Annotated in this window: 10 protein-coding genes and 1 tRNA gene; 8 read left to right on the top strand and 3 right to left on the bottom strand. The window is 51.5% G+C overall.

Annotated features, from left to right (window positions below):
- Window positions 1–29: 29 nt before the first annotated feature.
- A tRNA-Trp gene (locus B3Z23_RS03075) sits at window positions 30–105 on the top strand.
- Between the two features lie 123 nt (window positions 106–228).
- Here B3Z23_RS03075 and hdfR read toward each other — a convergent pair.
- On the bottom strand, window positions 229–1,053 hold the full coding sequence (gene hdfR / locus B3Z23_RS03070) for an HTH-type transcriptional regulator HdfR (protein WP_294901432.1): 825 nt from the start codon (window positions 1,051–1,053) through the stop codon (window positions 229–231).
- Between the two features lie 121 nt (window positions 1,054–1,174).
- Between hdfR and B3Z23_RS03065 the strand changes: the two genes are divergently transcribed.
- Window positions 1,175–1,513 (top strand): DUF413 domain-containing protein, encoded by a 339-nt coding sequence (locus B3Z23_RS03065; RefSeq protein WP_038015729.1) that lies wholly within the window; start codon window positions 1,175–1,177, stop codon window positions 1,511–1,513.
- Window positions 1,514–1,571: 58 nt separating this feature from the next.
- Here the strand turns inward: B3Z23_RS03065 and B3Z23_RS03060 are convergent, their stop codons facing one another.
- Window positions 1,572–3,092 carry a YifB family Mg chelatase-like AAA ATPase gene (locus B3Z23_RS03060; protein ID WP_294901429.1) on the bottom strand — a complete coding sequence of 507 codons (1,521 nt, stop codon included), beginning with the start codon at window positions 3,090–3,092 and terminating at the stop codon, window positions 1,572–1,574.
- 327 nt (window positions 3,093–3,419) lie between these two features.
- On the opposite strand from B3Z23_RS03060, the gene ilvL reads away from it, so the two are divergent.
- The 6 genes from ilvL (at window position 3,420) to ilvA (ending at window position 9,987) form a co-directional block, all read left to right on the top strand.
- The gene (ilvL, locus tag B3Z23_RS03055; RefSeq protein WP_071780145.1) at window positions 3,420–3,518 is read left to right on the top strand and encodes an ilv operon leader peptide; all 99 of its coding nucleotides are present in this window, start codon (window positions 3,420–3,422) and stop codon (window positions 3,516–3,518) included.
- Between the two features lie 149 nt (window positions 3,519–3,667).
- Window positions 3,668–5,314: an acetolactate synthase 2 catalytic subunit gene (ilvG, locus tag B3Z23_RS03050; protein WP_294901426.1), complete on the top strand. Its 1,647-nt coding sequence runs from the start codon at window positions 3,668–3,670 to the stop codon at window positions 5,312–5,314.
- Entirely contained in the window at window positions 5,311–5,574 is a 264-nt protein-coding gene (gene ilvM, locus B3Z23_RS03045) for an acetolactate synthase 2 small subunit (protein WP_038015721.1), read from the top strand. The genes ilvG and ilvM overlap by 4 nt, the downstream gene beginning before the upstream one ends.
- Before the next feature lie 12 nt (window positions 5,575–5,586).
- On the top strand, window positions 5,587–6,516 hold the full coding sequence (ilvE, locus tag B3Z23_RS03040; protein WP_038015719.1) for a branched-chain-amino-acid transaminase: 930 nt from the start codon (window positions 5,587–5,589) through the stop codon (window positions 6,514–6,516).
- 66 nt (window positions 6,517–6,582) lie between these two features.
- Window positions 6,583–8,433, top strand: coding sequence for a dihydroxy-acid dehydratase (ilvD, locus tag B3Z23_RS03035; RefSeq protein WP_294901422.1), 1,851 nt, complete (start codon window positions 6,583–6,585; stop codon window positions 8,431–8,433).
- Window positions 8,434–8,439: 6 nt separating this feature from the next.
- Window positions 8,440–9,987: a threonine ammonia-lyase, biosynthetic gene (gene ilvA, locus B3Z23_RS03030; RefSeq protein WP_038015717.1), complete on the top strand. Its 1,548-nt coding sequence runs from the start codon at window positions 8,440–8,442 to the stop codon at window positions 9,985–9,987.
- Here the strand turns inward: ilvA and ilvY are convergent, their stop codons facing one another.
- On the bottom strand, window positions 9,988–10,869 hold the full coding sequence (gene ilvY / locus B3Z23_RS03025) for an HTH-type transcriptional activator IlvY (protein ID WP_294901445.1): 882 nt from the start codon (window positions 10,867–10,869) through the stop codon (window positions 9,988–9,990).
- Between the last annotated feature and the right edge of the window lie 17 nt (window positions 10,870–10,886).

The raw sequence follows: 10,886 nt of genomic DNA, 5'->3' as shown, positions 1-10,886 counted from the left end.
CGAGTCCCGTCCGTTCCGCCACCCTATTTAGGGGCGTAGTTCAATTGGTAGAGCACCGGTCTCCAAAACCGGGTGTTGGGGGTTCGAGTCCCTCCGCCCCTGCCAGAAAAATCAATCCTTTGCTAAGCAAAGGATTTTTTTTTGCCTGAAATTCACTTATCAGTACCCTCTGCTGACCGGATTTCACCGGTCATGTTACCTGTTATGCCATGTGAAGACCGGAAACTGTTAGCGGGAAACTACCGGAACCTTTAGCAGCTGTTTGAGTGCTGACTGTTGATCACTATTTTGCAGCCAGACAGCATACAGTGGCCGTATCACGGTAGCCGTATCTGCCACCTGGATCAGATCTTTGTACAGTGTTTGCCAGTATTCAGGCAGGAATGCACAGGCCTCCGTGGTACGCAGCAAGTCACGGGCGATGTGGGCTGAAGTGGTGGTCAGTACCGGGGTGTCTTCGTTACCGGACAGATAAAACTCATGCTGATGAAAATCGGCACCCCATTCCAGCTTGATATAGCGATATTTCTCCTTTTTCTCTGAATGTCGCGAGCGGAACAATGCCAGAGAAATATGGCCAATTTGTTGGCTGGATAACTCATCCATTTTTGGGGCTTCAGTAGTAATCAGTACATCGAGCTGTCTTTCATGAATCTGTTTAACCAGGAGGTGCCTTTGCGCGACTCTGGCCTCGATATGCAGATTCTCTCTGGTCTCATAGAGGCTCTTTAGCCACGGGGTCAGGTAGGCCTCCCATAGCGCAGTACTGGCACCAATGGTCAACTCATGGTGCGTGAGCGATAGTGATACCTCTTTTTTAGCAATTTGCCACGTATTCATCAGCGTTTCTGCATAAGGCAGCAAACGCTCCCCGGCAGAAGTCAGGCGTATGTTGTTGCGATGACGGGTGAACAGATTTACACCCAACTGATTTTCCAGTTGGCGGATGCGAAAACTTACTGCTGACTGAGTCAGATACAATGCTTCTGCAGCTCTTCCAAAATGGCGTGTTCTGCTTACTTCCAGGAAAGTTTTCAGCAATTCAGTGTCCACAATCACATCTCCAAAAATACTAATCGTAATGATTTAAATCTTTTGTTTTACACTTTGTCAAGCGTATCTAATACTCCGCGCCATAAATCACACGACCATAAAAGAGTTAGGAGCGTGTAAAATGACGGATAGCTTTACCACAACCAATCGCTTTTTTGATAACAAAAACTACCCGCGCGGGTTCTCACGCCACGGTGATTTTACCATTAAGGAAGCTCAGTTACTTGAGCGTCATGGCTTTGCCTTCAACGAACTTGATCTTGCTAAGCGTGAGCCAGTGACCGAAGAAGAACGCCGCTTTGTCGAAGTTTGCCGGGGTATACGTGAGCCGGAAACGGAAGCTGAACGTGTCTGGTCTAAATACATGGCCAGAATTAAACGTCCAAAACGCTTCCACACGTTGTCTGGTGGTAAGCCGCAGATGGATACTGTCGAAGAGTTTAATGACAGCGACGATTAAGACAGAATATCAGAAAGGGCCTGTGGCCCTTTTTTATGCCTGCTATTGGCAGCTCATGTCATGACTGCTGCTTATGCAGGCGCTGTAGTAACCTGTCCATCGCCCGGTAACTCAGAGCTTCCTGCAGATGCTGTCGGGAAATATCTGGCTGTTGCTGAAGGTCAGCCAGAGTTCTGGAAACTTTTAAAATACGCTGCCACGCCCTGACTGAAAGCCCGAGTGCCAGTAATGCCTGTTCAAGCCACTGTGCATCTGCAACGCTTAGCTGACAAAATTTTCTGACCTCTCTGTTATCCATTAACGCATTTACTTTTCCTGCTCTTCTCTGCTGGAGTTCCCGGGCTTTAATGACTCTTTGACGAACCCGGGCCGAAGACTCTGCTACATGGCGTTGCTGAGCAAGGGTTCCCGGGGGCAACAGGGGAACTTCAAGGGAAAGGTCAAACCGGTCCAGAAAAGGCCCCGAGAGGCGATTCAGATAGCGTAGCAACTGGCTGAGTGTCTGCCGCTGGTGAATGCCTTCGTAACTCCCTGAGGCACCAGGGTTCATGGCAGCTATCAGCTGAAATCTCGCCGGATAGGTAATTTTTGCCTTTGCCCGGGAAATGGCGATGATGCCTGATTCCAGAGGTTCTCTCAGTGAGTCGAGCGATTTGCGCTGAAACTCCGGCAGCTCATCAAGAAACAATACTCCATTGTGAGCTAACGAGATTTCTCCCGGCAGAGGTAGCGAGCCACCGCCAACCAGAGCAAACATCGATGAACTATGGTGTGGAGCGCGAAAAGGGCGATCGGTACAGAGTGTTGCAGGGGGAATATCCCGACTCAGGCTTAGCAGTGCGGTACACTCAAGTGCCTCATCACGACTGAGTGGTGGAAGAATGCCAGGAAGTCTGGTTGCCAGCATTGTTTTTCCGGTTCCTGGCGGGCCTATCAACAGCAGATTATGGCCACCTGCAGCGGTGATCTCCAGTGCGCGTCTGGCGTGTTGCTGGCCAATAATATCCTGCAGATCCGGGTACTGGCGACGCGGGACGGGCAGGTTATTTTCAGCCTTTGGCAGTTCACTTTTGCCATGCAGGAAGTGACAGATATTGAGTAAGGTATCTCCCACATAACAGGGTCCCCGGGTGACTAACCCTGCTTCGGCTTCATTAGCCCGGGAGAGTATCATGGTTCGCTGATCATTCAGGGCGGCCAGTACCGCAGGAATAGTCCCTCTGACAGCTCTCAGAGAGCCATTCAGCGCCAGTTCTCCCAAAAACTCCAGCTGCATAAGAGATGATGCCGGGATCTGCTCTGAGGCGGCCAGAATCGCAATAGCGATAGGTAAATCATAGCGACCTCCTTCTTTAGGCATATCTGCCGGGGCAAGATTGACGGTAATACGTCTGGCGGGGAAGTCAAACCCGCTGTTAATCATAGCGCTACGCACCCGTTCTCTGGCTTCTTTCACTGCAGTTTCAGGAAGGCCAACCAGGGTTAGTCCGGGTAATCCACTACTCAGGTGGGCTTCGATGGTCACCAACGGGGCACTAATGCCAATACTCGCCCGGGTCATTACTCTGGCTAATGACATATTCTCTCCTTGTGTTAAATAGCAGTGTAAAACGCCGGGCGGAAATGTTGCGGGTAAAATGACCATTTTTGCGGGGCGATGCATAAACAGCCTACCAGGAGGGATATGGTTTTCGCTCAATCTGTGAGCACCTTCAGTCGGCCCTCTGTTTTTCTGCCAAAAAAAACGCCAAAAATGTTTTTTACATATAACTAATACTTATCAGTGGTTTAAAAAAATCAGCCGGGTTGAAATGGAAATTAAACACAGAAAAAAGTTGTCACCGATCATAAAACTATGGTAACTCTTTAGGCATTACTTCGAATTAAGCGAATTATTGTACTTATTATGAAAGCCCTTCTACGAGTGATTAGCCTGGTCGTGATTAGTGTGGTGGTGATTATTCTACCATCGTGCGGGGCTGCACTCGGAGAAAGAAAGGCTTAGAAATCAAGCCTTAATCGAAAGAGAACCCCCGCACCGACAGGTCCGGGGGTTTTTTTTGGTCTTAAGGTCTTACAGTGTTTTAATGTGGAGCAGAAGATGAAACCTGGCATAAAATTCTGTTGTTCCCAGTATAAGGCAGGAGAATAGCGATGACTGGAGCACAGTGGGTAGTTCAGGCATTACGGACACAAGGGATTCAGACCGTTTTTGGGTATCCGGGCGGGGCAATTATGCCAGTGTACGATGCGCTGTATGATGGAGGTGTGGAACACCTGCTGTGCCGGCATGAACAAGGTGCGGTGATGGCAGCGATTGGTTATGCCCGGGCAACAGGAAAAACCGGAGTATGTATTGCAACCTCTGGTCCGGGAGCCACAAACCTGATTACCGGACTGGCCGATGCAATGATGGATTCCGTGCCTGTGGTCGCTATCACCGGACAGGTCTCTTCTGCTGTCATGGGTACCGATGCATTTCAGGAAATTGATGTCTTAGGCTTATCGCTGGCCTGTACCAAACATAGTTTCCTGGTACAGTCACTGGAAGAGCTGCCAGCGGTACTGGCCAGTGCTTTCGAAATTGCAGCTTCTGGTCGACCAGGCCCGGTTCTGGTGGATATTCCTAAAGATATTCAGCTGGGTTCCGCAGACTTTGTTGAGCGCCAGCCACACCCCGCTGAAATGATGCCATTGCCTGAAGGTGAGCTGTCCGAGGCTCGCCGGCTGATGTCTCAGGCGAAGAAACCGGTGATTTATGCCGGGGGTGGAGTGGGAATTGCCGGGGCTGTTCCGGCACTGCGTCAGTTTTTGGAAGTGACCGGTATCCCTTCCGTATGCACACTGAAAGGCCTGGGATCTGTTGCTGCTGAGGATGAAACCTATCTGGGTATGCTGGGCATGCATGGCAGCAAGGCGGCGAACCTGGCGGTTCAGGAATGCGATTTACTGATTGCTGTCGGTGCACGCTTTGATGACAGGGTCACCGGAAAACTGGATACCTTTGCGCCGAATGCCGCTGTCATCCATCTGGATATTGACCCTGCCGAACTGAATAAACTGCGCAGGGCACATGTATCTTTGCAGGGAAGCCTGCAGCAGTTGTTGCCGGCCTTAAGTCAGCCAATGGATATCGCAGAATGGCGAAGTTCCACAGCGGCGATGAAGCGGGATTTTTCTCCTGCTTATAACCATCCTGGTGAAGCCATTTTTGCCCCGGCATTATTAAAAACCCTCTCAAAACGAAAATCCCCGCAGACTATTGTGACGACCGATGTGGGTCAGCATCAGATGTGGGCTGCCCAGCATATGGACTTTGATGCGCCGGATCGCTTTATCACCTCGAGTGGCCTGGGAACCATGGGATTTGGTTTGCCTGCAGCGATTGGGGCGCAGGTCGCCTGCCCGCAGGATCCTGTGGTCTGCGTGTCGGGTGATGGCTCCATAATGATGAATATTCAGGAACTGGGTACTATTAAACGGCGTAAACTGCCGGTAAAAATCCTGCTGCTGGATAACCAGCGACTGGGCATGGTACGCCAGTGGCAGCAATTATTTTTTGACCAACGCTATAGCGAAACTTATCTGACGGATAACCCGGACTTTCTGACCCTGGCGAGTGCCTTCGGTATCCCGGGACAAAGAATCAGCCGGAAAGACCAGATTGATGGTGCGCTGGACGCTATGCTGAACAGTGACGGTCCCTATTTCCTGCATGTCAGCATTGATGAGTATGAAAACGTCTGGCCTTTGGTTCCACCTGGCGCCAGTAATGCCGATATGATGGAGGAAACCTTATGAACCAGCATCAATTGTCTATCGAAGCGCAGTCCCGCCCTGAAATATTAGAGCGTATTTTGCGGGTGGTTCGCCACCGGGGTTTCCGCATCTGTGCCATGAATATGTCTCAGGCGCATGACGGTTTCCAGGTCAGTATCGCCATGACCGTAACCAGTCTGCGTCCGGTTGATTTACTGACAACGCAACTTACCAAACTGATGGACGTTACCAGCGTCCGGGTTACACAACAGACAACACAACAAATCCACGCCGAAGCGTAAAAGGACAGAAAAATGAGTACTAAAAAAGCAGAGTTTATCTGGTTCAACGGGGAAATGGTTAAATGGGAAGAGGCCAAAGTCAGCGTCATGTCTCATGCACTGCACTATGGTACTTCGGTCTTTGAAGGTGTGCGTTGCTATGATTCGCACAAAGGCCCGGTTGTCTTCCGCCACCGTGAACATATGCAACGTCTGCGTGACTCTGCCAAAATTTATCGCTTTCCTGTCTCACAGAGCGTTGATGAGCTGATGGAAGCCTGCCGTGAAGTCTTACGCGTCAACAATCTGAAAAGTGCGTATATCCGTCCACTGGTATTTGTCGGTGATGTCGGCCTGGGCGTTAACCCACCAGAAGGTTTCAGCACTGATGTGATTATTGCTGCGTTCCCCTGGGGAGCCTACCTGGGTGCTGAAGCTCTGGAGCAGGGAATTGATGCGATGGTTTCTTCCTGGAACCGTGTGGCAGCCAATACCATTCCTACCGCAGCAAAAGCCGGCGGTAACTACCTCTCCTCTCTGCTGGTTGGCAGCGAAGCACGCCGCCACGGTTATCAGGAAGGTATTGCCCTGGATGTGAATGGTTATGTGTCTGAAGGGGCAGGTGAGAACCTGTTTGAAGTCAAGGATGGCATTCTGTTTACCCCGCCATTCACCTCTTCAGCGTTACCGGGAATTACCCGTGATGCCATCATCAAACTGGCTGCGGATCTGGGTATTGAAGTTCGCGAGCAGGTTCTGTCCCGTGAATCACTGTATCTGGCGGATGAAGTCTTTATGTCAGGAACGGCTGCTGAAATCACCCCGGTACGCAGTGTTGACGGAATTCAGGTAGGTGAAGGCCGCTGTGGTCCGGTGACTAAACGTATTCAGCAGGCGTTCTTTGGCCTGTTTACCGGTGAAACAGAAGATAAATGGGGTTGGCTGGATCAGGTCAATCCATAATAATTCGACAGATAACGCGGACAAAGAATGTCCGCGATTTTATTTTCAGACTGGAGTAAACAGAGCATGCCTAAGTACCGTTCCGCTACCACCACCCATGGGCGCAATATGGCGGGGGCCCGCGCACTGTGGCGCGCGACCGGAATGACTGATGATGATTTTGGTAAGCCAATCATTGCAGTTGTTAACTCATTCACACAGTTTGTTCCCGGCCATGTTCACTTGCGTGACCTGGGTAAACTGGTTGCCGAACAGATTGAAGCTGCCGGGGGTGTCGCCAAAGAATTTAATACCATTGCCGTTGATGATGGTATCGCTATGGGTCACGGCGGGATGTTGTATTCGTTACCGTCGCGTGAACTGATCGCTGATTCTGTAGAGTATATGGTCAACGCGCACTGTGCTGATGCGATGGTCTGTATTTCTAACTGCGACAAAATCACCCCGGGAATGCTGATGGCGTCTCTGCGTCTTAATATTCCGGTTATCTTTGTCTCCGGTGGCCCGATGGAAGCCGGTAAAACCAAGCTGTCTGACCAAATCATCAAACTGGATTTAGTGGATGCGATGATTCAGGGCGCCAACCCGAATGTCAGTGATGCTGACAGTGAGCAGATTGAACGTTCAGCCTGCCCTACCTGCGGTTCCTGCTCAGGGATGTTTACCGCTAATTCAATGAACTGTCTGACAGAAGCGTTGGGTCTGTCTCAGCCGGGGAACGGTTCTCTGCTGGCAACCCATGCGGATCGTGAGCAGCTGTTCATTAACGCAGGTAAACGCATTGTCGGCCTGACTAAACGCTACTATGAACAGGATGATGTTACTGTACTGCCGCGCAATATTGCCAGCAAGGCTGCCTTTGAAAACGCGATGACGCTGGATATCGCGATGGGCGGATCGACGAACACTGTTCTGCATCTGCTGGCTGCCGCTCAGGAAGGCGAAATCGATTTCGATATCTCTGATATTGACCGGTTGTCCCGCAAAGTTCCTCATCTGTGTAAAGTGGCACCGAGCACTCAGAAATATCACATGGAAGACGTACACCGTGCCGGTGGCGTCATCGGGATTCTGGGTGAACTGGATCGCGCAGGACTACTGGATACTTCTGTTCCGAACATCCTGGGTACGACTCTGCGTGAGACCCTGGATAACTACGATATCATGCTGACGTCCGATGAAGCGGTGAAAAAAATGTACCGTGCCGGTCCAGCAGGTATCCGTACTACCAAGGCCTTCTCTCAGGATTGTCGCTGGGATACGCTGGATGATGACCGTGAACAGGGGTGTATCCGTACCCGTGAGCATGCGTTCTCTCAGGACGGTGGGCTGGCTGTACTCTATGGCAACCTGGCATTGGACGGATGTATTGTTAAAACCGCAGGTGTTGATAAAGAAATTCTGACCTTCCGTGGACCGGCGAAAGTCTATGAGAGCCAGGATGATGCGGTGGAAGCTATCCTGGGTGGAAAAGTGGTTGCCGGGGATGTTGTAGTGATCCGCTATGAAGGTCCAAAGGGTGGCCCGGGTATGCAGGAAATGTTGTATCCAACCACCTATCTGAAATCGATGGGGTTGGGCAAAAGCTGTGCATTGATTACCGACGGGCGTTTTTCCGGAGGAACGTCGGGCCTGTCTATCGGGCATGCGTCCCCTGAAGCGGCCAATGGTGGGGCAATTGCCCTGGTAAAAGATGGCGATACCATCGATATCAATATTCCTGCCCGTACTATCAGCCTGGATATTAGCGAAACAGAAATCGAAGCTCGTCGTGCGGCAGAAGAAGCTCGTGGCAGTGCGGCATATACCCCGCATGACCGTCAGCGTGAAGTTTCTTTCGCACTGCGTGCTTACGCTTCCCTCGCGACCAGTGCCGATAAAGGTGCCGTACGCGATAAGAGTAAGCTGGGAGGATAACGGATCATGGCTGCTTCCAAACCTCTTTCTTCCGCACCTACGGGTGCGGAGTATCTTCATGCCGCCTTACGCTCTCCGGTTTATGAGGTTACTCAGGTCACTCCGTTACAGAAAATGGAGAAACTGTCAGCGCGACTCGGCAATACCATCGTTGTAAAACGTGAAGATCGTCAGCCGGTTCATAGTTTTAAATTGCGTGGAGCTTACGCAATGATTGCCGGCCTGAATGAACAGCAAAGAGCACAGGGGGTGATTACTGCTTCGGCAGGTAATCATGCTCAGGGAGTAGCGCTCTCTGCCAGTCGTCGGGGAATAAAATCTCTGATTGTCATGCCGGTGGCGACTGCGGATATCAAAGTAGATGCAGTGCGTGCTTTTGGCGGAGAAGCATATCTGTATGGTGCTAACTTTGATGAAGCCAAAGCGAAAGCCATAGAACTGGCAGAGCAACATGGGTACAGCTTTGTGCCTCCGTTCGACCACCCGGCGGTCATTGCCGGGCAGGGAACACTGGCTCTTGAGTTACTGCAACAGGATGCGCACATCGACCGGATTTTTGTGCCGGTGGGCGGTGGCGGTCTGGCTGCCGGTGTGGCGGTGGTGATTAAACAGTTGATGCCGGAGATCAAAGTGATTGCGGTAGAGGCCGAAGATTCTGCCTGTCTGAAAGCAGCTCTGGATGCCGGAGAACCCGTCGATTTACCGCGGGTCGGTCTGTTTGCTGAAGGCGTTGCGGTGAAACGGATAGGCAATGAAACCTTCCGCCTGTGCCAGCAATATCTGGATGATATTGTGACCGTGGACAGTGATGCTATCTGTTCAGCGATGAAAGATATTTTTGAAGATGTGCGTGCCATTGCCGAACCTTCCGGAGCACTGGCACTGGCAGGTATGAAAAAATATATTCAGCAGCATGACATTAAAGATGAGCGACTGGCGCATGTGCTTTCCGGCGCAAATGTGAATTTCCATGGTCTACGCTATGTCTCAGAGCGTTGTGAGCTGGGAGAACAGCGAGAAGCCTTGCTGGCCGTTACGATCCCTGAGCAACAGGGCAGCTTTCTGAAATTCTGTCAGATCCTTGGCGGACGCGCGGTGACCGAATTTAACTACCGGTATGCCGATGATCAAAATGCCTGCATCTTTGTTGGAGTCCGCTTAACCCGTGGGCTGGAAGAACGTGGCGAGATTGTTCGCCAACTGAGCGAAGGTGGTTACCAGGTCGTTGACCTGTCTGACGACGAAATGGCGAAGTTGCATCTGCGTTATATGGTCGGGGGGCGCCCGGGTAAACCATTGAAGGAAAGGCTGTACAGTTTTGAGTTTCCGGAATCTCCCGGCGCATTGCTGAAATTCCTGCAAACCCTGGGGACTCACTGGAATATTTCGTTGTTCCATTACCGTAGCCACGGTACGGATTACGGCAGGGTGCTGGCGGCCTTTGAACTGAGCGATAATGAACCACGCTTCGCTGAGCATCTGACCGCCCTGGGCTATGACTTTCATGATGAAAGTGATAACCCGGCGTTCCGTTTCTTTCTGGCCGGACGGTAATTACAGTAAATCCCAGAATGCATTCACCAGCGGCTCTCCGAGCCGCTTTTTTTGCACACAAACCCCCAGCTCCAGGGGGGCGCCGGTATCACTTAGCGGCAGCGACATAATACGGTTACGGACCGGTTCAGGGCTGTTATCCAGTACGACTAACGGTAATAGCGCCACACCACATCCCAGTGCGACCATCGAGACCATCGCTTCATGCCCCGCGACCGTGGCATAAATCATAGGGTTGGTAATTTTTCGACGACGCAGCCAAAGATCAACACTGCGCCGCACCGGTCCCTGTTCAGGAAAGATAAACGGAATACTGCTCCAGTCGGGGTCTGCCTCGCTGACGGCACTACGAACCGGGCAGGGCAGTGCCGGGGCAATCAGTGCCAACGGCAAGACATCCAGTGGGTTGAACGCAATCCCGGAAGGCAGTGATTCAGGTTTTCCGGCAATTGCCAGGTCCGCTTCACCCGAACTGATTTTCTGCACCGCATCCGAGGGGTCACCGGTAGATAATTTAATTTCAACCTGCGGATGTTCAGCGCGGAAGCGATCGAGAATCGGTGGCAGGTGGCTGTAAGCTGCGGTGACCGAACAAAACAGATGCAACTCTCCGCTCAGAGAGGGGCTGTTGAGATCCATCAAATGTCGCAGCTGCTGGTAATGCAGCAGGGTCTGGCGGGCAAACTGGCTGAATGTCTCCCCTGCCTCGGTGAGGGCAACTGAGCGGTTATCCCGGACAAATAACGGATGACCGACCTCTTCTTCCAGCCGTTGAATCTGGCGCGACAGCGTAGAAGGGCTGACATGTATAGCTCGTGCCGTTTGCCCGAAATGTCGACTTTCTGCCAGATGAAGAAATAATTTCAGGTCGCGTAAATCCATCATTGCCTGTCCCGGTG

The sequence above is a fragment of the Tatumella sp. UBA2305 genome (genome assembly GCF_002345795.1).
GTDB lineage: Bacteria > Pseudomonadota > Gammaproteobacteria > Enterobacterales > Enterobacteriaceae > Tatumella > Tatumella morbirosei.
Note: the sequence above shows the minus strand (reverse complement) of the source record. Positions and strands in the feature narration are given on the sequence as shown.